This is a genomic window from Alteribacter salitolerans, assembly GCF_016901055.1.
GTDB lineage: Bacteria > Bacillota > Bacilli > Bacillales > Salisediminibacteriaceae > Alteribacter > Alteribacter keqinensis.
Genome location: NZ_JAFEUX010000011.1, coordinates 59,471 through 84,858, shown reverse-complemented (window position 1 = coordinate 84,858; position 25,388 = coordinate 59,471). Strand labels below are relative to the sequence as shown.

21 protein-coding genes are annotated in these 25,388 nt (G+C 45.2%); 4 read left to right on the top strand and 17 right to left on the bottom strand.

The features are described from left to right. Positions 1 to 141 precede the first annotated feature (141 nt). The 3 genes from JSY36_RS17615 to JSY36_RS17605 form a co-directional block, all read right to left on the bottom strand. Positions 142 to 1,815 (bottom strand): glycerol-3-phosphate dehydrogenase/oxidase, encoded by a 1,674-nt coding sequence (locus tag JSY36_RS17615; RefSeq protein ID WP_205167364.1) that lies wholly within the window; start codon positions 1,813 to 1,815, stop codon positions 142 to 144. Positions 1,816 to 2,040: 225 nt separating this feature from the next. Next, entirely contained in the window at positions 2,041 to 3,537 is a 1,497-nt protein-coding gene (gene glpK / locus JSY36_RS17610; RefSeq protein ID WP_122896044.1) for a glycerol kinase GlpK, read from the bottom strand. Between the two features lie 18 nt (positions 3,538 to 3,555). Continuing rightward, on the bottom strand, positions 3,556 to 4,116 hold the full coding sequence (locus tag JSY36_RS17605; protein ID WP_122896043.1) for a glycerol-3-phosphate responsive antiterminator: 561 nt from the start codon (positions 4,114 to 4,116) through the stop codon (positions 3,556 to 3,558). A gap of 114 nt (positions 4,117 to 4,230) precedes the next feature. On the opposite strand from JSY36_RS17605, the gene JSY36_RS17600 reads away from it, so the two are divergent. Both JSY36_RS17600 and JSY36_RS17595 read left to right on the top strand, forming a co-directional pair. Then, a complete protein-coding gene (locus JSY36_RS17600; RefSeq protein ID WP_205167363.1) occupies positions 4,231 to 5,292 on the top strand; it encodes a hypothetical protein in 1,062 nt (353 codons plus the stop codon). A gap of 26 nt (positions 5,293 to 5,318) precedes the next feature. Continuing rightward, positions 5,319 to 6,212: a PP2C family serine/threonine-protein phosphatase gene (locus tag JSY36_RS17595; RefSeq protein WP_205167362.1), complete on the top strand. Its 894-nt coding sequence runs from the start codon at positions 5,319 to 5,321 to the stop codon at positions 6,210 to 6,212. Between the two features lie 117 nt (positions 6,213 to 6,329). Here the strand turns inward: JSY36_RS17595 and JSY36_RS17590 are convergent, their stop codons facing one another. The 7 genes from JSY36_RS17590 to JSY36_RS17560 all read right to left on the bottom strand — a co-directional run bounded on the left by JSY36_RS17590 (position 6,330) and on the right by JSY36_RS17560 (position 14,183). After that, entirely contained in the window at positions 6,330 to 6,827 is a 498-nt protein-coding gene (locus JSY36_RS17590; RefSeq protein ID WP_205167361.1) for a hypothetical protein, read from the bottom strand. Positions 6,828 to 6,978: 151 nt separating this feature from the next. Then, the gene (locus JSY36_RS17585) at positions 6,979 to 8,514 is read right to left on the bottom strand and encodes a bifunctional GNAT family N-acetyltransferase/carbon-nitrogen hydrolase family protein (RefSeq protein WP_205167360.1); all 1,536 of its coding nucleotides are present in this window, start codon (positions 8,512 to 8,514) and stop codon (positions 6,979 to 6,981) included. Positions 8,515 to 8,741: 227 nt separating this feature from the next. Then, positions 8,742 to 9,206 carry a chemotaxis protein CheX gene (locus tag JSY36_RS17580; RefSeq protein WP_205167359.1) on the bottom strand — a complete coding sequence of 155 codons (465 nt, stop codon included), beginning with the start codon at positions 9,204 to 9,206 and terminating at the stop codon, positions 8,742 to 8,744. Between the two features lie 198 nt (positions 9,207 to 9,404). After that, complete coding sequence (locus JSY36_RS17575) at positions 9,405 to 10,367, bottom strand: ABC transporter permease (RefSeq protein ID WP_122896026.1); 963 nt, start codon at positions 10,365 to 10,367, stop codon at positions 9,405 to 9,407. Next, positions 10,368 to 11,435, bottom strand: a complete 1,068-nt coding sequence (locus JSY36_RS17570; RefSeq protein WP_419466050.1) for an ABC transporter permease — start codon at positions 11,433 to 11,435, stop codon at positions 10,368 to 10,370. Beyond that, complete coding sequence (locus tag JSY36_RS17565) at positions 11,435 to 12,958, bottom strand: ABC transporter ATP-binding protein (RefSeq protein ID WP_205167358.1); 1,524 nt, start codon at positions 12,956 to 12,958, stop codon at positions 11,435 to 11,437. The genes JSY36_RS17570 and JSY36_RS17565 overlap by 1 nt, the downstream gene beginning before the upstream one ends. Before the next feature lie 139 nt (positions 12,959 to 13,097). Next, positions 13,098 to 14,183, bottom strand: a complete 1,086-nt coding sequence (locus JSY36_RS17560) for a BMP family lipoprotein (RefSeq protein WP_205167357.1) — start codon at positions 14,181 to 14,183, stop codon at positions 13,098 to 13,100. A gap of 483 nt (positions 14,184 to 14,666) precedes the next feature. On the opposite strand from JSY36_RS17560, the gene JSY36_RS17555 reads away from it, so the two are divergent. Continuing rightward, positions 14,667 to 15,065, top strand: coding sequence for a response regulator (locus JSY36_RS17555; RefSeq protein ID WP_205167356.1), 399 nt, complete (start codon positions 14,667 to 14,669; stop codon positions 15,063 to 15,065). Positions 15,066 to 15,416: 351 nt separating this feature from the next. Here JSY36_RS17555 and JSY36_RS17550 read toward each other — a convergent pair whose 3' ends face one another. From JSY36_RS17550 to JSY36_RS17530, 5 genes are all read right to left on the bottom strand, one after another. Continuing rightward, positions 15,417 to 16,244, bottom strand: a complete 828-nt coding sequence (locus JSY36_RS17550) for a carbohydrate ABC transporter permease (protein WP_122896021.1) — start codon at positions 16,242 to 16,244, stop codon at positions 15,417 to 15,419. Positions 16,245 to 16,456: 212 nt separating this feature from the next. Next, the gene (locus JSY36_RS17545) at positions 16,457 to 17,359 is read right to left on the bottom strand and encodes a carbohydrate ABC transporter permease (RefSeq protein ID WP_122896020.1); all 903 of its coding nucleotides are present in this window, start codon (positions 17,357 to 17,359) and stop codon (positions 16,457 to 16,459) included. Positions 17,360 to 17,449: 90 nt separating this feature from the next. Beyond that, complete coding sequence (locus JSY36_RS17540; protein WP_205167355.1) at positions 17,450 to 18,703, bottom strand: ABC transporter substrate-binding protein; 1,254 nt, start codon at positions 18,701 to 18,703, stop codon at positions 17,450 to 17,452. Positions 18,704 to 18,709: 6 nt separating this feature from the next. After that, positions 18,710 to 20,824, bottom strand: coding sequence for an amylo-alpha-1,6-glucosidase (locus JSY36_RS17535; RefSeq protein WP_205167354.1), 2,115 nt, complete (start codon positions 20,822 to 20,824; stop codon positions 18,710 to 18,712). Positions 20,825 to 20,927: 103 nt separating this feature from the next. Beyond that, complete coding sequence (locus JSY36_RS17530; RefSeq protein ID WP_205167353.1) at positions 20,928 to 21,941, bottom strand: LacI family DNA-binding transcriptional regulator; 1,014 nt, start codon at positions 21,939 to 21,941, stop codon at positions 20,928 to 20,930. Between the two features lie 423 nt (positions 21,942 to 22,364). Here JSY36_RS17530 and JSY36_RS17525 point away from each other — a divergent pair, with 423 nt between their 5' ends. After that, positions 22,365 to 22,670 (top strand): hypothetical protein, encoded by a 306-nt coding sequence (locus JSY36_RS17525; RefSeq protein WP_205167352.1) that lies wholly within the window; start codon positions 22,365 to 22,367, stop codon positions 22,668 to 22,670. A gap of 89 nt (positions 22,671 to 22,759) precedes the next feature. On the opposite strand, the gene eutH is transcribed toward JSY36_RS17525, so the two are convergent. Together eutH and JSY36_RS17515 are read right to left on the bottom strand one after the other, a co-directional pair. Then, positions 22,760 to 23,842 (bottom strand): ethanolamine utilization protein EutH, encoded by a 1,083-nt coding sequence (gene eutH, locus JSY36_RS17520; RefSeq protein ID WP_205167351.1) that lies wholly within the window; start codon positions 23,840 to 23,842, stop codon positions 22,760 to 22,762. 78 nt (positions 23,843 to 23,920) lie between these two features. After that, positions 23,921 to 25,381, bottom strand: a complete 1,461-nt coding sequence (locus JSY36_RS17515) for a TIGR02710 family CRISPR-associated CARF protein (RefSeq protein WP_205167350.1) — start codon at positions 25,379 to 25,381, stop codon at positions 23,921 to 23,923. Positions 25,382 to 25,388: the final 7 nt, after the last annotated feature.

Below are 25,388 nucleotides of genomic sequence, written 5' to 3'. Positions count from 1 at the left end.
CATAAGGCAGAGAAGCTCGGGAAAGACATGGGCCTTTCCTTTGTATTTGAAGGAAAAGCCCTATCAGACAAGAAGATGACAGGGCTTTTCTGGTTTCTTTTATTATACGAGTGGTTGGAAGAAAAACCAAGACTCGTTTTGTTATGCGTGTGTTTTTTCCTGGACTTTCTCTTCAGGGTTCATAGCGTAGGCCATTTCACGCTCCAGCTCTTCAATATACTGCTCTCTCTGTTCACGGGTCCAGTGGAGGCGGTAAGACAGGTAATTAACGACCTGCTCCTTCCATTCCTTTACCCAGTGAATGTCAAAGAACAGTGATCCGGTACGGCGGTTAAAGAAGTCCAGCGGTGAGACAGTCATCTCTTCTTCCAAGCCGTATACAAGACTTGCATACAAGCTCTTCGGCATGTGGAAGTGCTTTGCTTCTTCACCTGTTGTTTCAATAATCTCATAAACACGCTTCACGTTTGAACCGTATAGCTTAACAAGTTTTTCTGCTTCTTTTTTCTCAAGGCCCAGGTTCATCCCGGCCTTTACCTGCTCTTTTTGGAATGCTGCAAGGCCATTTGATCCGCCGACAGCACCGCCTGAAAGAACAATTTTGTCGGTTGTGCATTTGCCTTTTACACCAAGGTCTTTCGCTACCATGTCTACAATACGCTCTGCCATTTTACGATAGCCGGTGAGCTTTCCACCGGCAATGGAAATCAGACCGGAGTCAGAAATAAACGTTTCGTCTTTTCTTGAAATCTCAGAAGCTGATTTTCCTTCTTCGTGGATAAGCGGACGCAGACCAGCCCAACTGGACTCTACATCTTTTTCTTCAAGTTTGAGGCTTGGAAACACATAATTTGTAGCCTTAAGAATGTAATCCAGATCTTCCTGAGTCATACGGGGACTCGCAATTCGTCCATCGTAATACGTGTCCGTGGTCCCTACATATGTTTTCCCGTCACGGGGAATCGCAAACACCATTCTTCCATCATCTTCCGTATCAAAATAAACAGCATGCTTTAACGGTAGACGGGACTGGTCAATCACAACGTGCACCCCTTTTGTTAAGTAAAGGAACTTACCTTTTTTTGATCCGTCAATTTCCCGGAGATCGTCAACCCATGGTCCTGCAGCATTTACAACGCGCTTTGCTTTAATGTCGAATGTTTTGCCTGTTACGAGGTCTTTTACTTTCGCCCCAATAACACGGCCGTCCTTATAAAGAAGAGTTTCAGCTTTCGTGTAGTTGGTGGCTTTTGTACCACGGTGAACGGCTTCTTTCATAATCTCCAGTGTAAGGCGGGCATCGTCCGTTTTGTACTCAACATAGACTCCGCTTCCTTTAAGACCTTCTTTGCGAAGAAGAGGCGCTTTCTCAAGTGTCGCTTTTTTATTGAGCATGTTTCGGCGTTCATTTCGTTTTACCCCTGCAAGCTTGTCGTAGGCTTTCAGGCCGACAGATGTGGACAGCTTTCCAAACGTGCCGCCTTTCATAATCGGCAGAAGCATCCACTCCGGAGATGTTACGTGAGGGGCGTTTTCGTACACAATGGCACGCTCTTTTCCTACTTCAGCCACGAGCTTGATCTCAAACTGTTTTAAATAACGCAGTCCTCCGTGTACGAGTTTCGTAGAACGACTGGAGGTTCCCGCTGCAAAATCCTGCATTTCAATAAGGCCCGTTGAAAGACCCCGCACAGAAGCATCCAGAGCAATCCCCGCTCCTGTAATTCCGCCCCCGATTACCAGCAGATCGAGTTCGTTATTTTCCATTTCTTCAAGGTACGTATTTCTTTGAATTGCTGAAAATGGCTTGACCATTTACAAACATCCTTTCTTTTATAGGAAACATTATTTTTGATTTATCTTTCAGGTCCGGCAAAAAGAAAAGACCACAACATCTCCTTTTCCCCTTAAAAGCGTATATTACGCCCAGGGAATTGGAGTGTTGTGGTCTTTCTCCTAATCTCCGACCTGTTATGAACTTATCTGCAGTATACTACAATTGCCGGGTTTTTGAAAGGGTAAAGAGCGGACGATTTGGATTTATACTTTGTAAGCCACCGTTGCTTCGATTGCCTTCTTCCACCCTTTATACAGATTATCGCGCTGATCGGCCGGCATCTGTGCTTCAAATGTCTTATCCACATCCCACTGCGCAGCAATCTCTTCCCTGCTGGACCAGAATCCGGTAGCCAGTCCTGCCAGATAGGCCGCTCCGAGGGCTGTCGTTTCCTGAACAACCGGCCGTTCAACCGGGGCATCAATAATGTCGCTCTGAAACTGCATTAAGAGGTTATTTGCCACAGCACCTCCGTCCACGCGAAGGGTCTTTACATCAATCTTTGAATCTTGTTCCATAGCGTGCACGACGTCCTTTGCCTGATAGGCAAGTGACTCGAGTGTTGCACGGATAAAGTGTTCCTTTTCCGTTCCGCGGGTCAGACCGAAGATCGCTCCCCGGGCATCAGAGTCCCAATACGGTGTTCCAAGGCCGACGAAAGCAGGTACAAGGTATACGCCGTCTGTAGATGCCACTTTTTCTGCATATTTTTCAGTGTCGCCGGCACTTTTAATCATGCGAAGGCCATCACGGAGCCACTGTATCGCAGAGCCGGCAACGAAAATACTTCCTTCCAGGGCGTACTCGACTTTACCGTCCAGTCCCCATGCGATCGTCGTAAGAAGGCCGTGATCCGATTTTACTGCTTCTTCTCCCGTGTTCATGAGCATAAAACAACCGGTTCCATAAGTATTTTTAGCCATTCCTTTTTCAAAGCATGCCTGTCCGAACAATGCGGCCTGCTGGTCCCCTGCTGCACCCGCAATCGGCACTTTCTCTCCGAAGAAATGATAATCAATCGTTGTACCGTAAACTTCAGAAGATGGCTTCACTTCAGGAAGCATCGCTTTTGGTACATCAAGAATGGATAGAAGTTCGTCATCCCATTTCAGCTCGTGAATGTTGTACATGAGTGTACGGGAGGCATTGGAATAATCGGTCACATGGGCCTTGCTGCCGGACAGCTTCCAGATGAGCCATGTATCAATCGTACCGAAAAGGAGCTCCCCTTTTTCAGCACGCTCTCTCGCTCCGTCAACGTGGTCAAGGATCCACTTCACTTTTGTACCGGAAAAGTACGGATCCACCAGGAGCCCTGTTTTTTCCCGGATCGTTGTTTCGTGACCTGCTTTTTTAAGTTTTTCACAGATCTCTGCTGTCTGTCTTGATTGCCAGACCACCGCGTTATGAATCGGTCTGCCTGTTTCTTTTTCCCAGACAACGGTCGTTTCCCGCTGGTTCGTAATGCCGATGCCTGCAATCTGTTTCGCTGAAATCCCTGTACGGCTCAGAAGCTCTGCAATGACAGCTAAAATGGACGACCAGATTTCGTTGGCGTTATGCTCCACCCAGCCCGGCTCGGGATAGATCTGCTTGAATTCAGTCTGAGCCATGTCCACTACCGAACCTTCCTTATCAAAAAGTATTGCTCTTGAGCTCGTTGTTCCCTGGTCTAATGAAAGAATGTACGTTTGCTCCATCGTTTCTCCTCCTAATGCTTACTTCTCTATATAGTGCTTCCATAGTTCTTTATTTGATGTAGTTACTGATGCGGCTCCTGCCTTGAGGGCTGTTTCTGCGTCCTCTTTCGTCCTGATCAGTCCGCCTGCAATTACCGGTGTCTGTGTCCGGGCCGTAATCTCCTCGATCAGATGAGGGACGACACCGGGAAGGACTTCAATGTAGTCGGGCTTTGTGAGCTCGATTTTTTTGTAGCTTGCTTCAAGTGCGAGGGAGTCGAGCAGAAACAGCCTTTGAATGGCTGAAATTCCTTGCTTCTTCGCTTTTAAAACCATATTTTTCCTCGTTGAGATCAGTCCGTCCACTTTAATGTCCTGACAGAGAAAGTCTGCACCGTAATCATCGCTTTTCAGGCCGTGGACCAGATCTGCGTGAATAAACATTTTCTTGTTGGCCCTTTTCGCTGTGGTCACAATGCTCCGCAGCTGGCCGATATGGCTTTCAAGAAGAATAATGGTTTCATAAGGGCTCCTTAAGAGCCAGTCAAAGTCTTTCAGCTGGCGGATCGCCGGCAGCACTGTCTGCTTGGAATCGTTCATTGCGTTTCACTCCTATCTTTTTGTAACTCTTATTATTAACTTCACATTACATTTTTCATGGCATTAACCAGTGTGTATTGTATACTTAATAATAAAAAGTGAAAGGGGAAAAAAATGAGTTCAGTAATTAGTTCAAATGAAAAACAAAAGAGAATACTTGATTTTGTAAATAAACTACCTAATGAGACTTTAAGAGAATTCGAAGTAAGGGTAACATCTTTCGCTACTGAAAGTGAAGCAGGCATCATAGATACAATTGATTCATTGATGGAACAAGATTTTCTTTCAGATAAACAAAAGTTTGCATTATTTACGATAAAGGCAAATTTTTATCGTCGATATAAAGATCATACTTATTTTTTAGCCTATGTAAAAGATTTTATGGGTGAATATAATCATAACCCTTTTTATCAACACTTATTATCTATGGCATATAAGGCTCAAACAATGAATGCCGATTACTTTAGGGAAGGCATTAGGTATGCTAATATGGCCGCTAAATCTAAAATGGGGAGAGACCATGTTGGTATTTTACATAATTTTTCAGAAGCAGTGGTAATTGCTATGGAAGAAAATCTTGATGACCTTCCAAAAAAAGTTATAGCGGAAGCTTTTGACGATATAAAGCGCGTAGTTGAAATAGATAAAGATCAGTATCCTAAGTTTTTTTGCACCTTAGGGAGATGGTATGCTATCTATAAAAAGCAATATATCGAAGCAAAGAAACTAATTGAAAAAGCAATTGATTTAGAACCATCTTCAGGTAGAAATTACGCTCTTCGAATCGGTGATTATCAACGCTCGTTACTCCGAATTGAATTATTGGAAGCTAAAGAACTTTTAAATAAAAAGGTTAATGAAACTTCTGAAATTGTCAAAGAAGCAAAGGACGAAATAAAAGAAGCTAAAAGTGACCTAAAAGGGATGAAAGAGGATAACCTGAAAATTTTAGGCTTTTTCACAGCTATACTAAGTGTAATAATTGGTTCATTACAAATTATCAGTGGGCAAGACTTTTTTGAAGCTGCTTTATTAATAGTAGTTCTCTGTGCCTCTCTAACAATAGTTTCAGCTTGCTTTTCCATTACTTTTTTAAAAAACACTGTCTTTTATACTTTGATTCTTGGTGGATTAACGTGTATAATTCTATCTTTTTTATATTATTCAATATTATGATACTACCTTAAGAAAGGTTGATTAACTTGGTAAAGAAAATAGATTTCGTATATAGAAAAGGAGTAGGGAAAGAAAATGAAGACCAGTATTTGATGCGAGAGGATAGAATATTTGCTGTTATTGATGGAGCCACCGCATTAAAACCTTTTAGTTTTTCAGGTTCAATGGCCTCGAAATGCGTGCAAAATACCTTAATGAAACTAAACATAGAAATGAATGTTTTGGAAATGATGAAATCAGCTAATGAACAAGTTGGTAAATCCGTTTACCAATATTCTAAAAAATACGTAGAAGAATTAAAACCCGAAGAAAGAAGTACATGCGGTTGTGCTTTAGTTAAGCTTAATTATACGAACCAAGAACACTCAGTTATGCAATATGCTCATGTAGGAGATTGTATGGTCTTTCTATTATATAGTAATGGTCAAATACGAAAAATTACATATGATCATATTGACAAGCTTGATATCGGAGCCATTAAGTCCTCACTAAATTATAAAAAAGAATTCTTCAGTAAACATAAGAATAACAATATGAATTCAGAAGAAATTATACAACTGAATCGAATTGCAAGAGAACATATTAATGACTTGTTAATAAAGAATCGTCGAGAATTAAACACACATAAAGGCTATGGAATAATAGACGGCAGCGAGCATACAACACGTTTTATTGAATCCGGAGTTATACCTATAATGGATGCCGAACAAATACTCATCTTGTCTGATGGGCTTCAGCTCCCAAATTCGCTGGATGAAGAAAGAGATAATTGGATGGAAACTGCTGAATATGCTTTCCAAAACGGTCTGAAAGATTTAGAGTCAGAAGTAATTAGAAGGGAGAAAGAGGATCCGAATTGCACAAAATACCCACGGTTGAAATCTGCTGATGATAAAACAGGGATATGTATACAATTATAAAGATAGATACAAAAATTCGAAATAATGTATTTATCAAATTCTCTGCAAAATGTGCTCATAATGAACGTAACAACTATATACCTTTAATGGTTAGTAATTTTGCCTTTATAGATAATCTCACTGAGAAACCGCCTCTGTTTTTTCCATATAAAAAGCAGATATATTCTCCCACTCATCGGCAAAAGGCTCCACGGGGAATTCAAAGGTACGGGTTTGTTCCGCCCCCTGCATTCTTATTGTGACAGTACCGCTTAATACTTCATTTTCAGAGATCCGGCTTACATTTTCATAAAGACCGTTTTCAACGTAGTGAAGAATGATCGGATCGTCCCTGAAATCAAAGCTGGCGTCGATGTCTGCACCTCTTACAGGGTCTTTCGTTTCTTTATCAAACACAAAAACCTGCAGAGTAACATCTCCGCCTTCCCTAAGAGGGTTTTCCCTTGTATAAACCTGAACCGACCAGTCCGGCTCAGTAATCTGCTCTTCTTTATCCAGTTGACTCGGAAGCCAGAGAAAAAAAGCCGTCGTGACCCACAGAAAGATCATCGCAATGGCAGCGGGCGTTTTCCATGAAGGCAGCTTATCGCGTTTTGGTGTGGTTTGCTCGTTCATGATTGTCTCCCCTTTCTTTTTTCATCATGGTCCAACTTTCGGATAAATAAACAGCAATGGACGGTTTACTCTTATTTTTATGAAACTTGTCCAGGGAAAATAACCATACAAAAATCCCTCCCCGAAAATTTCGGGAAGGGATTTTTTCACATCAGCAGTCTGATTTGATTTCGTATAAATCTTTTCTGCGGTCTTTCCACTGAGTCACGTTTCCTGATTTACGGGACCGCCGGATCAGCTCTGTGTCCACGTCTCCTACAACGACGGTCTCAATATTCGGGTGACACTCCCCGACGATACCGTCCCGGGCGAAGCCGAAATCAGACGGTGTGAAGATGCCGGACTGAGCATACTGAATGTCCATGTTCTCTACGTGAGTCAGGTTACCGACAGTACCACTGATAACCGTATATACCTGGTTTTCAACCGCACGGGCCTGGGCACAGTACCTTACTCGTAGATACCCCTGACGCTCGTCTGTACAGAACGGGGTAAAGATGATGTTTGCTCCTTTTTCTGTTGCGATACGGCCAAGCTCCGGGAACTCGATGTCATAACAGATTTGAATGGCGATCTTCCCGCAGTCTGTGTCAAACACTTCAATTTTGTCACCACCGCGGATTCCCCAGAATTTACGTTCGTTTGGTGTGATGTGGATTTTGTACTGCTTTTCAATCGTTCCGTCACGTCTGAACAAATAGGCAATGTTGTAGATGTCCCCGTCTTCTTCAACAAAGTGGGAGCCTCCGATGATGTTTACGTTGTATTTTACAGCAAGGTCAGTGAACATCTGGATGTAGTCTTCTGTGAACTCTGTCAGGCGTCTGATTGCGCGGCTCGGGCTCTTCTCATCGATGAATGAAAGAAGCTGGGTCGTGAAAATCTCCGGAAATACAACAAAGTCGGAACTGTAGCTCGCCCCTACATCAGCGTAATACTCACACTGCTGGGCGAACTCCTCAAATGAATTGATCTTTTTCATCATGTACTGTATGACACAGATCCGGACCGGGAACGCCGTTTTAAAGTGGCGTTTCGTCGTCGGCTGGTAGTCGACGTTGTTCCACTCCATCAAAGTGGCGTACTTCATGGAAGCCTTGTCGTCTTTAAGGTAATCGCGGTTTACCCGCTTCAGGCTGAAGCCGTTCATTACCTGAAAAGTAAGTACCGGATCGTATACATTGTGATGAATCACTTCTTCTACGTATTCTCTAGGAGACATATCGTCTGAGTGTTTGTTGTAGTTTGGAATCCGCCCTCCGATGATGATACTTTTCAGGTTCAGTTTTCGGGCCAGATCCTTACGAGCCTCGTAAAGTCTGCGTCCGATTTTCATGCGGCGGAAGTTCGGGTCAACCATAATTTCGATTCCGTAAAGGTTGTAGCCTTCCGGGTCGTGGTTTGTGATATATCCTTCGTCTGTGATCTCATCCCAAGTGTGCTGATCGTCGTACTCGTCAAAGTTAATGATGAGACTCGAGCAGGAGCCGATAATCTGACCGTCGTACTCCACACAAAACTGCCCCTCCGGGAAAAGTTCAATGTGGCTTCTCAGCTGCACACGCTTCCACGCTTCCATATTTGGGAAACACGTTTTCGACAGCTGAATGATTTTATCTATGTCTTTCGCTTTAATGTTTCTGATAATGATTTTCTTCTCAAACTTCGACATATCCAAAGTTGACATCCAAATCTTCCTTTCTCTAAACCAAGTCTCATGCCTGTCTTCTTAAATTTATTACGAATGCAGACGAAAAGCAATGGATAACGTCAGTCTGTGTCATTTCCTGGGTAATAATGCCCCCAAGTATGTGAACCCCTTAACAGAGGGTCAGACCCTGAGTTAAGAGGTTCACAAAACCAGACTCTAAAAGAAAGACGTCTGCCTAATGGGGCCGACGTCTTTCTTTGTTATCAGCTTGCTTTTTGGTAAAGGGAAATATGGATGTCGATCAGTCCTAATGAACTTGCAAGAGGAACAGTAATAAACTGTTCCGAGGATCGGTAATTCGACTGTCCGTCGTTTACCATTGGCGGTGTTACATCAATAAGACAGTTTTCCTTTGATAACTCTGTAGCTGTCGATCCTGCCACCCAGTTTCCAAACTCCTGGATTGCACTCCAGCACATATCATCCAGGTTTTCGATTGTCATGCCGCCCATCATCATACCGACGATATTTTTGGCTGTTTGTTCATTTATTGCACAGACAATCTGGCCGTTCACTTCACCATTCACACCAAGGACAACGGATACGTCATTAGACGGAATTGCATTTGCCCCCGCCACGGGGGTTTTATATTCAACGTCTAGTCCAAAATGGCTTGATAAAATTCCTTTTGCTGCCCTGCATACGGCATTCACATGATTAACTTTCATGGGTTTTCTTCCTTTCATGTTTCCCCTTGCATTTATGACAACTGTGTAAAAGTCCACTCTCTGCAGTTGGTGATCTCAGGACGTAATACCCCCCTGCTGGTACTATATATTCAGTATAAAAGACCTTGTCGGATTTTGGAATACAAAAACACCCGCAGGATCAAAAGACCCAGCGGGTGATAGTCCCTATCTATACGGTTAGCGGCTTCCCTTTTCATAAGGTTTACCAATCGCATTCGGCGGATGAGCTTTTCCAACAAAGCCTGCCAGCGCCAGAATGGTTAACACGTACGGTGCAATCAGCAGATACACCTGAGGTACCTGTGAAAGTGCAGGAATCTGCTGGCCGGTCAGGCTTAACGCCTGGGCAAGCCCGAAGAAAATAGCAGCTCCAAGAGCACCAAAAGGATGCCACTTACCGAAGATCAACGCTGCCAGTGCCATGAAACCCTGACCTACGATCGTATTCCCGGCGAAGTTAGCCGATGTCGTAATGGCAAATACAGCTCCTCCGACACCTGCAAAGGCTCCACTGAGCATCACGGCGATGTAACGCATGCGGTTTACCTTAATCCCCATTGTGTCGGCTGCCATCGGGTGTTCCCCGACCGAGCGAAGACGAAGACCAAACGGTGTTTTGAACACCACATACCATACAACAACAGCCAGGATAATGGCAATATACGTTGTTGCATAAACACGGCTGAAAAACATAGGTCCGATAATCGGAATGTCGCTTAAAAACGGTACATTCGTCCGGAAGATACGGGCACTGATGTAATCTGTCTGACCACGGTCAAAGATTTCACGGACGGTGAAAACAGCAAGACCTACAGCCAGAAAGTTAAGGGCAACACCACTTACAATCTGGTCCGCACGGAGGGTGATGGATGCAACGGCATGGAAAAGAGAAAACAGGGCGCCGCACAGCATAGCAACGAGGAGAGCAATCCACGGTGATGCATAACCAAGCCCCATAGACTCAAACCAGAGTGTTGCAAGAATACCACTGAAAGCTCCAATGACCATCAGACCTTCAAGACCGATGTTTACAACACCGGACCGTTCACTGAACAAGCCGCCGAGAGCAGTAAAAATCAGAGGAGTGGCCGCAATTAAAGCCGCTGGAATTATCGTATATAAAATCTGAAGGATATCCATTTATTTCTCCTCCTTATTTTGCTGAAGACGGCCAAGAATCCAGCGAATTAAGTAGCTGGAGGCTACAAAGAAAATAATCAGGGCGATAACAATCTCAACAAGCTCGGGAGCAACTCCTGCAGCTGACTGCATGTTTGAGGCACCAATTTTCAGTCCCCCGAACAAAAATGCAGCAAGGAAGATCCCGACAGATGTGCTTGCACCAAGAAGTGCAACAGCGATTCCGTCAAATCCGAGATTCGTAAATCCTGAGAGAATCTGAGCGTAACCATACGTTCCAAGCCCTTCCATCGCTCCCCCGACACCGGCAAACCCGCCTGAGATGACCATGGAAAGAACAATGTTTGTTTTAACATTCATACCTGCGTATGAAGAGGCATTTTTGTTGTAACCTACCGCACGAAGCTCATATCCTTTGTTTGTTTTCCAAAGGATAAACCACATGACAACGCAGGCTCCAATTGCTATGGCAAATCCCCAGTGAAGTCTCGAGAAGTCCGTCAGACTCTCAAGAAACGGGGAGGATATGGACGCTGACTGGTTTACAAACTCCGTACGCTGCCCGCTTGCAAGTAAATAATTACGGATAAAATGATTGCTCACATGAAGGGCAATGTAGTTCATCATAATCGTGACGATAACTTCGTGAACCTCATATCTGGCTTTCAAAAAACCCGGGACAAATCCCCAAAGCCCCCCGGCTACAGCACCAGCTGCAATAGCAAGTACGAACGCCATCGGCCCGTCAACGTAAATCCCTACTACAACCGCTGCCAGCCACCCGACGATGAGCTGTCCTTCAACACCGATGTTCAACAAACCGGTACGGAAGGCAAAAGCCACGGCGAGTCCGGACAATATGAGCGGTGTCATCATCCGGAGTGTTTCACCGAAGTAATACATATCCCCGAACACGCCCTGAAAGAGAGCCGCGTATCCGAGAATCGGATTATTACCACTCACAAGCATAATCAGTCCGCCTGCAAGAAAACCAAATGCGATGGCGATAAGAGGAACGATGAGCCCGAATGACTTCCCTCTTGCTCCAACTAAGATTCGTTTCATCATCAGGACTCACCTTCCTTTCGCTTTCCTCCGGCCATAAGAAGACCGAGTTCACGTTCATTCGTTTTGTCAGCATCCACGATGTCAACGATCTGCCCTTCGTAAATAACCGCAATACGGTCACTTACATTCAGTACTTCATCAAGCTCGAGTGACACGAGAAGGACTGCTTTACCCATATCCCGTTCTTCAATGAGCTTTTTATGAATAAACTCAATCGCACCAACATCCAGACCACGTGTCGGCTGTGCGGCGATCAGAAGGTCCGGTGAACGATCCACTTCTCTTGCGATAATCGCTTTTTGCTGGTTACCGCCTGACAAGGCTCTCGCAGGGGTCCGCTCATTCGGCGTGCGCACATCATACTCTTCAATCAGGCTCCGCGCTTTTTCATACATTTTTGTATAATTGAGAACGGTGTTGGACGAATAGGGTTTCTGGTAATACGTCTGAAGAAGAATGTTTTCTCCGATTGTAAAGTCCAGAACAAGCCCATGCTTATGACGGTCCTGTGGGATATGTCCCACACCGGATTCCGTTACTTTTCTCGGTTTTAACCCGGTAATGTCCTTACCGCTTAATGAAATCGTTCCTGCAGATACTTTACGGAGCCCGGCAATGGCTTCAATCAGTTCTGTCTGACCGTTTCCATCAACCCCGGCAACACCGAGGATTTCCCCGGAGCGTACTTCAAGATTAAGGTTGTTTACTGCCTTAACCCCTCTCGAATCTTCTACTGCCAGACCTTTAATGGAAAGAACAGGGTCTTTAGGCTGTGCTGGCTCCTTTTCAACAGAGAAGCTTACTTCCCGGCCGACCATCATCGCCGCAAGCTTGTTTTCATCCGTGTCGGAAACATTTACTGTACCAATGCCTTTTCCCCTGCGGATAACCGTACAGCGGTCACAGACACTCATAATTTCTTTCAGTTTATGAGTAATGAGGATGATGGACTTTCCTTCTTTGATCAGGTTTTTCATGATCTGAATCAGCTCTTTGATTTCCTGAGGCGTAAGGGCAGCCGTAGGCTCGTCAAAGATCAGAATGTCAGCTCCGCGGTAGAGTGTTTTCAAGATCTCCACACGTTGTTGCATTCCTACTGAAATGTCTTCAATTTTAGCCCTCGGGTCTACTCTAAGCCCGTACTGCTCGGAAATAGCTGCTACGTCTTTTTCCGCTTTGCGGATATTGATATTCATTCCTTTTGTAGGTTCACTGCCAAGGATAATGTTTTCTGTTACTGTAAACTTCTGGACGAGCATAAAGTGCTGGTGAACCATTCCGATTCCCAAATCATTTGCTACATTCGGGTTTGTAATGGCTACTTTTTCGCCCCGTACTTTAATTTCACCTTTTTCAGGCTGGTACAAGCCGAACAAGACGTTCATCAACGTAGATTTTCCTGCTCCGTTTTCACCCAGAAGCGCATGAATTTCGCCTTGTTTGACCTGCAATGTGATGTTGTCATTCGCAACGATACCGGGAAACTCTTTACGAATGTTGTTCATTTCAATTACATGTTCCATCCGCTAACCCTCTCCCCACCGTGAAAACCGGCGTATTGTTAGAAAAAGGTGTCCCATATCGGCAAGCTGGACACCTCCGCTTCACAAAAAATCGGAGGATCCGGGTATCTTGTCTATGGGACACCTTCTGTTTTACTTATTAAAGGCTGCTTTCGTACTCTTCGAATTCATCGTCATTATGAGGAACGTCGATTTCACCGTCAAGAATCATCTGCTTATACTCTTCAACTGCCTGAAGAGCTTCTTCAGATACGTTATCCTGTGTTTCAGCAATTCCTACCCCGTTGTCTTCAAGACCGAATTCAATGATTTCCCCACCTGGGTATTCACCGTTCATTGTCTGTTCAGAAACCTGGTAAACCGCTTCGTCTACGCGCTTAATCATAGAAGTAAGCGTTACGTTTCCGCCGTCATAGTCACCCTGCGCGTGCTGATCCTGGTCAACCCCGATTACCCATACGTTTTCTCCGTTACGGGCACGGTCAATTGCTTCAGTAAATACCCCGTTACCTGTACCGCCGGCAGCGTGGTAAATGATGTCAACTCCACCACCGTACATGGTGTCGGCAATTCCTTGTCCTCTTGAAGCATCATTAAAGTCCTGTGCATACTGAACAGTAATCTCAGCATCCGGATTTACTGCAAGGACGCCTGCTTTAAATCCATTTTCAAACTTAGAAATAAGCGGGCTTTCTACCCCGCCGATAAAGCCAACCTGGTCAGTCTCTGTTTGAAGACCGGCCACAACACCTACAAGGAAAGATCCCTGATGCTCGGCAAATGTGATGTTGGCAATGTTCTCGTAAGTATCCCCGTCATCGTTAGCTACAACTGTATCAACAATCGCAAACTGCTGATCTGCATTTTGCTCTGCTACTGACCGGATATCATCTTCCATAAGGAACCCGATTGCGAAAGTAAGGTCAGTGCCTTCACGAGCCAGACGGTTTAAGTTTGGCGCGTAGTCACTCGCATCTCCTGATTGAAGATAGTCAACTTCCACGTCAAAATCATCTTCAAATGCCTGAAGACCGGCCCATGCTGATTCGTTAAATGAACGGTCGTCAACCCCGCCTGTATCTGTTACCATCTTCGCTGAAAATACATCCCCTTCAGCACCATCGGCACCTTGTTCTTCGTCTCCGTTACCCCCGTCTCCGCAGGCTGCAAGCAATGTCCCCGCTGCGAGAACAGTTGTTAAAAGAAATGAAAACTTCTTTTTCATTTGTTAATCCCCCTCGATTAATGTTGAAAAAATTGTGAAAATGCAACTTATGCAGCATGTCCAATCATCATCCACCGTGAAACCGGCTTCAATAGTATGACACAGTCCGAGTCTCACCTTCTTGTAAAGCGGTTTCATTGACTAATAAAAAAAACGTTCGATGTCTGACAACTAGATGTGATACTACATTAAACCGTAATAAGTTACATGAATCGAATTTAATATATCATCTTTATTCAATGTAATAAATAGTTTTATTACAAAAAGGACATATTTTTTTACATTTTTTTATCTTTCCATTTAATAGTAAAGCAAAGGAAGGCTTTATCCGTAATCTGCCATAAAAACGTCTTCTTTTCAATAAATTTCACTGAAATGTCTATATTTTCTGACATATGTGTTAAACTGTTTTTAACCAAAGAATGACAGAATCAGTTTTATTTTTCATCCTTCCCGTCAGCTGATTTAACAGGAGGTACAAGAATGGCAGAAGAACAGTTTTCAATCCTCATCTGTGACGATTCACAAATGCTAAGAAACCATTTGAGGGAAACCGTTGAACTTCTTGGCGCTTCAGATGTCTTCGAAGCGTCCAATGGTGCAGAAGCCGTGGAAAAGCACCGCAGTCACCGTCCTGACTTAATCATTATGGATATTATCATGCCGGTAAAAGATGGTGTTCAGGCCTTGAAGGAAATTGTACGTGTTGATTCAAATGTTAAAATCATAATGGCCTCCTCCGCCGGAACAAACAGCCACTTAAAAAAGACCATTATGCTCGGTGCATTCGCCACCATCCAAAAACCAATCAGCGATTTTGTCATTCGCGACCTCGTAGAGCGTGCTGTATACGAATTGAAAGGTGTACAAAATAAAGTGTAAGAAAAACCGCCATCCGGATCGCATCCGTGTGGCGGTTTTTCAGCTGGATCTGCAGGCGGTTTTGCCGGAGAGGAGAAAGATTTCTTCAATGCGGTAATTCTTTTCTGCTGAGAGATTGGGTTTTGGGTGGGGTTTTTACGGTTAGATTGGTTTATTTTACAGTTAAATCTTCTCATTTTACGCTTAGAGGTTATTTAACGGTTAGCTCTTCCTTTTTTACAGTTAGAAGAGCTTTTTCTACACTTATTCCTCTTCTTTCTACACTTAGGGCAGACTTTTTTACACTTAGCCCCCTCCCCCTCCTAACAAAAACGAAAAAAAGAGAGGACCTCTCCTCTCTTTTCCATCTTTCTATTTGTCCCCTCTGAAAGACAATCCTCTCAGGAAGAAACGGTTAAAGAAAATGTAAATTACAAGTACAGGTAATGTGAATACCATGGATGCGGCCATGATGTAGTTCCAGTAGGTGGCGTAGTCGGACTGGAATGCGTTCAGACCGACCGGAAGTGTGTACATGGACGCGTCAGTCATGATGATGAGCGGCGCCATGAAGTTGTTCCAGAACGACATAAAGACGAAGATCGCCTGGGCTGCAAGAGCCGGTTTAGCCATTGGCATGACGATTCTGAAAAACGTTCCGAAACGTCCCAGGCCGTCAATCGCTGCTGCTTCTTCCACTTCACGGGGGAAGTTCACGAAGAACTGCCTCATCATGAAGATAAACGTCGCATTGACCATACCGGGGATAATCAAGCCCTGGTAGCTGTTCAGCCAGCCAAGCTCTTTTAAAATCAGGAAGTTTGGAATCATCGTTACCTGTGCCGGAATCATCAGTACAGCCAGGATCGTAATAAAGAGCGTCTTTTTACCCGGAAAGGTAAGCCTGGCAAGAGCGTACCCTGCCATGGAGTTGAATACGAGATTCAAAGCCGTTCCGATTACGGCAACAAACACACTGTTAAACAACCAGCGGGGAAAAAGAGCCTGTTCTGTAAAAATCGTAATATAGTTATTGAACGTAAATTCCTGGGGGATGAAGTTCAGTCCCCCGGCGAGAATTTCATTTAAGGGTTTAAACGATGCACTCAATGCCCAGATGAACGGAATCAGCGTTACGATGGCATAGCTTGTGAGGATCGCATAAAGCAGCAGTTTTGCAATGTTCATTTGACTTTTCATGGTCGTATCCTCCTCTCCTTTTGAAACCACTGAAAAAGTAAAAGCTCAACTTTTTCAGTGTCTTTATTAGAATGGCAATGGCTCCACTCGGTTGCGCGCCTGTTACGAGAAACCCACACGTAACCGGCTCTTAAAACATGCAACCGTTCCGCTCATTGCTTAGCAAGGCATAGAAAAAGTTAAAGCCCGACTTTTTCAGTGCCTTCCTTTATCTAGTAGACTTCTTCGTCTTTTTGAAGCTTACGCTGAATGAGCGTCGCTGCTAAAATGACAATCGCAAGGGCGACAGCAAGGGAAGCGGCATAGCCCATCTGATCGTAGGCGGCGAAGGCATACTGATAAATCAACAGAACGACCGTTAATGTGGAGTTATCCGGTCCGCCGGATCCCCCTGAGAACATGTACGACTGGTCAAAGAGCTGGAACGTTCCGATAATCCCCATAATGACCGCAAAGCCTGTAACCGGACGGAGCAGGGGAACCGTGACATGCCAGAACTTCTGAACGGCATTGGCACCATCAAGATCAGCCGCTTCGTAAAGGGAATCAGGAATGTCCTGCAGTGCAGCTAAGTAGATAACCATAAAGAACGGGGCTGTGGCCCAAATGTTCATAATCATAATCGAAATAAGGGCAATGTTGGGATCATTGATCCAGTTGTATGTCGGGAGCCCGACGCCTCCAAGAATGGAGTTAATAAACCCGTCCGGACGATACATCCACATGAAAATCATTACGAGTACCGCGGAAGATGTAAGTGTTGGAAGGAAATAGATAATTCTAAAGAACTTTTCCCCTTTTAGTCCTGCATTAAGAGTTGCTGCCAAAACGAGAGCCAGAATCGTTTGGACAGGTACAACGACGACTACGTAAAAGGCTGTATTTCGAAGGGCGATCAGCGCTCTTGTGTCATCGACCATTCTCGTAAAGTTATCAAATCCTACGAAAGTAAAACTTGTATCCCCAAGGAGCTGCACTCTCGTAAAAGCCAGAAATAAAGCAAAGATAATCGGTCCGATCAGAAACACAAGAAGCGTGAGAATGGTCGGAGATAAAAATACGTAACCTTGACCGGCCTCTCTGAGCTGGCTTTTTGTATATTTCCGTTTAGCCATGGTTTTCGTAACCTCCTTCAATAGGCGTGTATATAGGAAAAGGGATGTCCCCGGGAGTATAAAGACTCCCGGATGACAGACCCTCATCTGTTAGTCCTGAATTTCGTTGTTTGCTACACGCTCTGCTTCTTCCAGTGCTTCCTGAAGACTGCGGTTACCTAAAAACGCACTGGAGAACTGGTTTTCAAAGTTTGAATTGATGATGGGCAGGTTCGTGTCGTCTGCCCAGACCGTCGCGTAGGAAGCGGCTTCAATAAATGGTGCGTACAGCTCGTCATCGGCATAATCAAGTTCTTCAGCTACACTTTCACGGGATGGAAGGGCAAGACCGGAGCTTGTCCAGATCTCCATACCTTCTTTGCCGGTCAAGAACTCTATTAACTGCCATGCTTCGTCTTTATGTTCAGACGCGCTGTTCATCGAATAAGACACCGTGTAAGCCATCGATCCTTGTTCACCGTTGATTGTCGGGATTTCAGCAACACCGTAGTTGACATCCGGGAACGTGTCTTCCATGAACTCAAGCATCCAGTTTCCTTCGATGATCATGGACGCACGCTCTGTCCCAAACATGTCTCCGCCCCACTCGGCACCTACGTCAGCAGGTGACGCAGCGATTTCTTTTTCGTTTCTCATATCCACAATCGGCTGCAGTGCTTCAAGAACGCTTGGGTCAGAGAAGCTGGCACGGTTGTCTTCAACAATTTGTCCCCCGCCGGATTCTGCGATGAACTTAAGTCTGGCAAGGTCCGTTACGACACCGAATCCGTAGCGGTTCCCCTCCGTGAGTGTTTCGGCCATTTCTTCAAGCTCTTCCCACGTTTCAGGCGGGCCGTCATAACCTGCTTCTTCGAGGTGATCTTCGTTATAGAAAAGAGCGAGTGTAGATGTGTCTTTCGGAAGTCCCCAAAGCTGGTCATCACGGCGGAAAGCGTCAATTAATGGCTCCTGAAAATCTTCAATATCGAATTCATCTGTAATGTAGTCATCAAGCGGCTCAAGAACGCCTGATTGAATAAGGCCAGGTGCTTCAAATGCATCGAGGAAAAATACGTCCGCTGCTTCCCCTCCAATAAGGCGGGTACGAAGAACGTCCATGTACTGATCGGCAATCGTGTCAACCTGTACGTTAATGTGCGGATACTCTTCTTCAAAGGCAGCGATCGTTTCTTCAAAATACCGTTGTTCCGTTGGAGATGACTGCCACCCGGTCAAACGGATCGTCACTTCCTCTTCTCCGTCTCCCCCTGCGTCGTTTCCACCATCACCACATGCTGTCAAGACTCCTGCAACCGTCACTAATGAACCCATACCTAGTACTTTCAGCCAGTTTGCTTTTTTCATCTTCGTTCATTCCCCTTTCGGATGGTGATATCTATTCGTTACTACAGTAAAACCGGTCGTATTGGACAAAACTTCTGTCTTAAAGCCGTCATCTTTTCCAGTGACACGAACGCTCAGCTGTCCTTTTCCGATAGACAGGTTCGTTACTTCCAGTTCGTTTGTGCCTTCAGGAAGCACCGGGTTGAGTTCAATCGTTTCTGTTAAGCTGTCAGGGAACAAACCCAGGATCGACTGGATAAATAGCAGTGGTGTTCCTGCAGCCCACGCCTGAGGTGAGCAGGCAACCGGATAATTAACCGCTTTTCCTTTTGCATCGTACCCGCAGAACAATTCAGGCAGACGATCATATTCAAAGGAAGCAGCCGAATCAATCAAGCCTTTCATCGCTTTTGCAGCGTCCGATTTGTTTCCTGTTTTACTCATTCCGAGAATGACCATGCTGTTGTCGTGAGGCCAGATCGTTCCGTTATGATAGCTCATCGGGTTGTAACCCGCTTCACCTTTCCCCATCGTCCGAATGCCGTATCCTGAAAACATTTTGTCTGAGACAAGCATGCGGCTCACCGTTTGAGCACGGTCTTCATCAAGCATGCCGGAGAATAATACGTGTCCCGGGTTTGATGTAATCGTACCGACCTGGTTCTTGCCTTCATCGAGTGCCAGTGCGTAGAAGTTCACATCTTCCATCCAAAAGGCTTTTTCAAATGCTTCTTTAAGTTTTGCTGCTTCATTTCGAAGGGATTCAGCTTTTTGGCCTTCAGACCGTTTCTCGTAAATGGCAGCAATGCTTTCTTTTGCCTGATACACATAGCCTTGTACTTCGGACAACGCGATCGGTGTTTTTGCCAAATCCCCGTTTCGGTGAACGATGGAATCACCTGAGTCTTTCCACCCCTGGTTGGCAATGCCTTTGGACGATTCCTGGTGGTACTCCACAAACAGATCCCCGTCCCGGTCGCCGTAGCTGTCAATCCACTCGAGCGCTTTTTCCACGTTCGGTTCAAGCTCCGTGAAAAGATCCAGGTCACCTGTCCATTTAATGTATTCGCTTAACAGCACGAGGAAAAGCGGAGTCGCATCGATCGTTCCGTAGTAAGGAGTAAATGGAATCTGGCCCGTATTGGCAAGTTCACCAAAGCGCATTTCGTGCATGATCTTGCCCGGTTCTTCGTCACGCCAGCTGTCTTTTGACTGTCCCTGCGTGCTGGCCATCGTTTTGAGTGTACCCTTGGCTACTTCCGGGTTGAATGGAAGCATCTGCAGAGCGGCAATCAGGCTGTCACGTCCAAACGGAACACCAAACCACGGCAGTCCGGCAACGGGAAAACGACCGTGCCCGAGATCTGTAAGGAGAATTCTTAGGTCGCCGATTCCCCGGTCGATCAGCCTTTGCAGTGCTTCGTTGTCGGTTTTAACCTGTGTGGTTTCTTCCTCCCACTCCCGGTATGAAGCAGCAAGGTTTTCAAGCGCTCCCTCGGGCGGATATGTTTTTGGGGCTTGTCCATCGATTGTTGGTGCAAACGTAAAGACGATGGTTCGTGCTTCTTCATGTTCGAGATCAAGATGGAAGTGAACGTCTCCTTCTTTATTTACAGAGGAGGCTTCCTCATTCCACGCAATTGCTGTTTCACGCTTCACATCATCTGCACCGTTGTAAGTAAGAACAAGGCGGTTGTTTTCAAGGGTTGTTTCTCCCCTCGAACCGATATCGCCGTTTTGGAACCCCCGGACGATGAACATATCCTTAAAGTCGGCATCTACATGAAGGCTGATATCAAAAGCTGTACGCTTCGGGTTGTAATTTTTAGCCGTAATCATTTCGTAGAAAACGTCTTCGTATATGAAGCGCTTTCTTGTCAGCTCAACGGATTCACGCCAGAGTTCAACGTTTCCGTTCTGTTCCATGTGCGGGTTTGTAAGAATCATGGAAGCGATGTAGCTTTCTTCGGCTTCCGATGACAGAAGAATCGGCTCCTGTCCGTTGATTTTCAGGTCCAGCTTGCTTAAAAATCGTGTATCTTTTGAATATAAACCCGGTCCGTATGGGTGATCTTTTGGAATGTTTCCTTTTTCGTCAGTAAGTAAAAATACGTCATTTTCTTTGATTACGCGGTAGTTCATCGTTGTGGGCCTCCTGATTGCTAATTTTTTCCGAAACGTTTCGGGTTTAACTCTTAAAAATAACCGAAACGTTTCGGTTGCGGTGTAAAAAAAGAGGATCGCATTATTTTGGCGGAGCGGTGGATCCCCTTACAATTAACTGATTGTCCAGTATAACTTTTCTTTTTTTTGTTTTTTGCTGAAGCATCGCTGTAAGCAACCGGGCTGATTCGTAGCCGATCTGGTATTTATCCTGTGCTACCGTTGTAAGGGGCGGATGGGCATACTGCGCGAGCATGATGTCATCGTAACCTACAACAGATAATTCTTCAGGCACCTTTCGTCCGAGGCGTTCAGCTGCCCGGAGCACCCCCAGTGCCATCAAATCACTGGCGCAAAAAATGGCCGTGATCTCCGGATGATCAGTGAGGAGTTTCACTGCTTCTGTTTCGGCTTTCGGCTCTAAATAATCACCTTCAGCAACATAGTGATCATAAACCGGTAATCCCGCTTCCTCGAGAGCTTTTACGTACCCTTCAAGACGTCTCTGACTCACTCTCGCCTGGTTGTGCCCGTTCATCATGGCGATGTTTTCGTGACCCAGGTTAATCAAATGCCTCATGGCCATCTGGGCCCCAAATACGTTGTCCGTTGACACATAGCCAACGTTGTCACCTTCCAGCTCTACGTCCACAAGAACACAGGGAATGTTCGATTCAATAACCTCATCCAGATAAGGATCATCTGTTTTGATCCCCTGCATGATGACCCCTTCAACCTGTCGTTCCCGACAAAGCTGGGAGTAGCTTTTTTGCTCCTGTTTAACAGGGTTTGTGCTGAATAAAATCAAATCATAGTTCTCATCCGATGCTGCGTCGTTGATTCCGCACATGACTTCATACGTAAACATATCCTTTGCACCGGAACGGTTTAATTCTGAAACAAGGAGGCCGATCGTATGGGATTTGCTCATAACCAGGCTTCTTGCTAAAGCATTGGGACTGTAATTTAATTGTTCTGCTACTTTTTTAATGCGGTCCCTTGTTTTTGGGTTTACATCACTGTAGCCGTTTAATGCCCGCGAAACTGTAGTAACAGAGACGCCTGCCATTTTTGCAATATCTTTTATCGTTGCCATCGGCTGCCCTCCAAAACGTTTCGGACGTTTCTTTGACTATTACAATACACAATAATGTATGCGATTTCAAGGGGGAATTATTTATACTTTAGGTCCGGGCAATTGGGACAGGGCGGATCTTGTTTAAACAGGTTTGTTGTCCTTTTAAACAGGTTAGCGCGGCCTTTAAACAGGTTAGCGCCCTCTTTAAACAGGTTAGCCACCCATTTAGTCATGTTAGCTTCTCCCCCGTCAAAAACAGAGATAACTTTCACAGATTCTAATAAAACAGACAACCGTAATGCTGATGTCATCGTGATTAGCGATGGCTCATACAAATAACTCAGCCTGTCTTTACTTTGTGATTAAATGTTTACCATGCCTGGGTATAGGGGTATTGGAAACTATATAGAAAAAAGAACTAACAACAGAAAGGGGTCTCATATGAAGCCGTTCAGCCGTATTAGTGAAAACCGTACTTTTCGAATTCAATGGCACAGATTCTGCTATTATTCTAATTTTGTTAAAAGCTATTATTATGGTAAAAGTCGTTATTCCGATAAAGCGGCAGTACACAAACAGCTTTGGCAGCACTGGGTAAGCACACCGGCTCCTGCACCTGAAGAAAAAACCGTACATACTCGAGAGCCTCTTGAACCAGCCACTCAAGCTGCTCAGACACGATACCAGCCCTTTTTGGAAAAATTAAAATCCCGGCTTGCCCTTATTAAAGGAAAAGTACGTGCATAGAACCTGAAACACCCCTCCGACATTTACCGGAGGGGTGTTTTAGGTTAAAGGTACTTGATTTGCCAACCGTGAAAAGTCGGTGGAGGCTCTCAAGATTCTTCAATCCCTTTCACAGTAATCAGAGCCAGCCCCACCGCCAGACAACCTGCTGACAGCTTTCCTGCAATCATAGGCACAATCATCTGAGGCTCAACGGAAGACACGAATCCGAGGTGACCGCCAAGAACGAACGCCCCGCTTACAGCAAATGCCACATTCATCACCTTGCCACGGCTGTCCATCTCATGGAGCACTTGGAACACAGGGATACTGTGAGCAAGAGACGATACAAGCCCCACAAGGGAAACCCGCTTCACATTAAGCTTCGCCGCAACAGGTGCCATCACACCACCGAGAATCCCCTTTAAAAAATGAACAAAAGGAAACGCACCGGACAAGGTGATCGCAATCATTCCCACAATCATAAACGCCTCCCCTGCAGGAGACGTTCCCGCCACTACGGTAACACCTGTAAGAACTTCAAACCCGATCACCCCGGCCATGAGGGTAAACAGAGCCACAATCCCTTTCCCAAGCCAGATAAATCCCCGGATCATCCCGTTTGGAAAAAGGACAAGCCCCGCCATAACAAACACGCTCACAACAAGCACCGGTACAAGATTGACCAGCACCATCCCCGCCGGAAACCCCGCCACCACCCCGGCAAGCCACGCTCCCGCCGGCACAGGCACAAGACCGATCAGGATCCCCCGGGCAAAAAATCGGTGGTCCTCTTTTTTTATAAGCCCCAGCGCCACAGGAATCGTAAAAACAAACGTCGGACCGATCATCGTCGCCAGGATAATTCCTGAAAAAAGACCCGCCTGGTCTGTCTCTGAAAGCTCCACAGATAACGGGTACCCGCCCATGTCGATTGCAAAGAGAATTCCTGCAAAAACCGACGGATCAGCCCCCATCAGGTTTGCCGCCGGAATAAACACCGGCCTGAGCCATTCGGCCACCACAGGTGAAAAACAAATAATCCCCACCATGGCAAGCGCCAGCGGCCCCATGGCAAGAAATCCCTTCTCAAACTGCTCCCCATATCCAAACCGGTTTCCAAAGATCCGGTCAGCTGCACCAACCACCGCAAAAACGGCGATCGTCCAGATTACTGCGTCGTTAAGCCACATAGAAAAATCCCTCGTTCCTGCTCTGCTACTTAATTAAGTACGAGATCGAACGGGGGATTCCCTTTTATTCTTTTGCGATTACCTTCTTGCCGTTACCTCTATATCCACAAACCTAAAATGCTTCGCAAAGGTATCAAAGCTCCAGTCGCATTGAATTTCACTGCGTTGTTCGTTCCATATTTTGTTGTTCAGCCCTCTTATTCTCCCGTAAAATTCTGATACTCTCTCTTCATCCAGAAGTTCAAATCCATGAATAAGGCGGCTCTTGTTTCGGAGATTAATAAAGTTGTTGATGCTTTTCAGTTTAATATCACGAAGCAGCGGTTCGTCCAATGCCTTAAGAATAAGAAGACCCTGCATGAGTGATATTTTTGACCCGAAGGTTTTAATTTCCCTGAACTCGTGGAAGATCTCTTTGGAAATTTCATTTACCTTGTTGATAAGGGACCCGTAATCAAGATGACCGAACTTTGGCCTGGAGGCTGAAATCCCCCGTTTCAGTAATAAACGCTGCACGATCATCTCCAGACAGCGATAGGTTAACAGAGCTGTAAGATCGTACTTTTTCCGTTTACGGTAATGGTTTGCCAGCTGAAAAAGATAGCCGAATAAATGCCAGTACGTCTCTCCATCAGATAGAATCCGCTCGTCTGACATTTTGTGAAGCTCGCCTAAGGGCGCTAGTGCAGTAAGTTGCTGCTTCAACTTATCTACAGGGATTTCTCTCAGTTCGAGCAGTTCTGCAATCTGTATTGTCTTTTCAATATGCACCTGCGCCTCATCGAATACCATAGACTCCAAGTGACTGTAGGCTGTGGCCAGGTGTTCATAGGCCTGGTATTTCCTCGGATTAATGACACGCTCCTGAATCTGCTGAAAGATTTCTATGGCATTTTCAAAGTCTTCACTGTTAAACTTGTGAATTCCCGTTAACAAGTCTCGGTCCCCGAATACTTCCAGCGGATCCTCAAGGACGGTTGGCGTTTCTCTCCCAGGCTCGGGTACTTTATGCCCCGGGTAATGACCATTATTCTCGATATATAAAATATCGATCCCCAGATGGTTGGCGGCAAGAGAACACCCTGAAATCATGCTCTTCTTCCCGCCGGTAATATCAATCGCGACCTTTGAGAAAAAATGAATCTGATGTTTTTCCACATAATGTTTGATTGCCTGATACACATCGGAAGCGTCAATCCGGCTTACAGAATCATACTCTACCTGTGTCACCTTCAACCCTGTTTCTTCCACAATGTCATTCACGTAATCAATCGTGTCAGGGGAGCATATGAAAAACACCCGCTCAGGTTTAATGGCTTCTATCCATAAAATCAGCGGAGAAATGTCATGTCCCACGCTCATTAAAAGGTAGTCATAGGAAAAACGGGTTTCATCATCAGAACGGGCGAGCTGTACCTTCTGGACAAATTGATTTTTTACTTCATCAAACAGGTGCTTTTTATAAAATGACTCCGCTTCTTCTCTGTCTTTGTTTAACTTCTCAGTGTATACGTGTCTCTTCTCCTTGAATGTTGTCACATGCGCC

What these genes read in the sequence shown, in the direction of transcription:
- JSY36_RS17525 (WP_205167352.1), top strand. Translation starts at nt 22,365, where the DNA reads ATGAAGCCGTTCAGCCGTATTAGTGAAAACCGTACTTTTCGAATTCAA.
- JSY36_RS17590 (WP_205167361.1), bottom strand. Translation starts at nt 6,827, where the DNA reads ATGAACGAGCAAACCACACCAAAACGCGATAAGCTGCCTTCATGGAAA.
- JSY36_RS17580 (WP_205167359.1), bottom strand. Translation starts at nt 9,206, where the DNA reads ATGAAAGTTAATCATGTGAATGCCGTATGCAGGGCAGCAAAAGGAATT.
- JSY36_RS17550 (WP_122896021.1), bottom strand. Translation starts at nt 16,244, where the DNA reads ATGAAAAGTCAAATGAACATTGCAAAACTGCTGCTTTATGCGATCCTC.
- JSY36_RS17540 (WP_205167355.1), bottom strand. Translation starts at nt 18,703, where the DNA reads ATGAAAAAAGCAAACTGGCTGAAAGTACTAGGTATGGGTTCATTAGTG.
- JSY36_RS17545 (WP_122896020.1), bottom strand. Translation starts at nt 17,359, where the DNA reads ATGGCTAAACGGAAATATACAAAAAGCCAGCTCAGAGAGGCCGGTCAA.
- JSY36_RS17605 (WP_122896043.1), bottom strand. Translation starts at nt 4,116, where the DNA reads ATGAACGATTCCAAGCAGACAGTGCTGCCGGCGATCCGCCAGCTGAAA.
- JSY36_RS17570 (WP_419466050.1), bottom strand. Translation starts at nt 11,435, where the DNA reads ATGATGAAACGAATCTTAGTTGGAGCAAGAGGGAAGTCATTCGGGCTC.
- JSY36_RS17600 (WP_205167363.1), top strand. Translation starts at nt 4,231, where the DNA reads ATGAGTTCAGTAATTAGTTCAAATGAAAAACAAAAGAGAATACTTGAT.
- eutH (WP_205167351.1), bottom strand. Translation starts at nt 23,842, where the DNA reads ATGTGGCTTAACGACGCAGTAATCTGGACGATCGCCGTTTTTGCGGTG.
- glpK (WP_122896044.1), bottom strand. Translation starts at nt 3,537, where the DNA reads ATGGAGCAAACGTACATTCTTTCATTAGACCAGGGAACAACGAGCTCA.
- JSY36_RS17575 (WP_122896026.1), bottom strand. Translation starts at nt 10,367, where the DNA reads ATGGATATCCTTCAGATTTTATATACGATAATTCCAGCGGCTTTAATT.
- JSY36_RS17565 (WP_205167358.1), bottom strand. Translation starts at nt 12,958, where the DNA reads ATGGAACATGTAATTGAAATGAACAACATTCGTAAAGAGTTTCCCGGT.
- JSY36_RS17535 (WP_205167354.1), bottom strand. Translation starts at nt 20,824, where the DNA reads ATGAACTACCGCGTAATCAAAGAAAATGACGTATTTTTACTTACTGAC.
- JSY36_RS17555 (WP_205167356.1), top strand. Translation starts at nt 14,667, where the DNA reads ATGGCAGAAGAACAGTTTTCAATCCTCATCTGTGACGATTCACAAATG.
- JSY36_RS17615 (WP_205167364.1), bottom strand. Translation starts at nt 1,815, where the DNA reads ATGGTCAAGCCATTTTCAGCAATTCAAAGAAATACGTACCTTGAAGAA.
- JSY36_RS17530 (WP_205167353.1), bottom strand. Translation starts at nt 21,941, where the DNA reads ATGGCAACGATAAAAGATATTGCAAAAATGGCAGGCGTCTCTGTTACT.
- JSY36_RS17560 (WP_205167357.1), bottom strand. Translation starts at nt 14,183, where the DNA reads ATGAAAAAGAAGTTTTCATTTCTTTTAACAACTGTTCTCGCAGCGGGG.
- JSY36_RS17585 (WP_205167360.1), bottom strand. Translation starts at nt 8,514, where the DNA reads ATGTCAACTTTGGATATGTCGAAGTTTGAGAAGAAAATCATTATCAGA.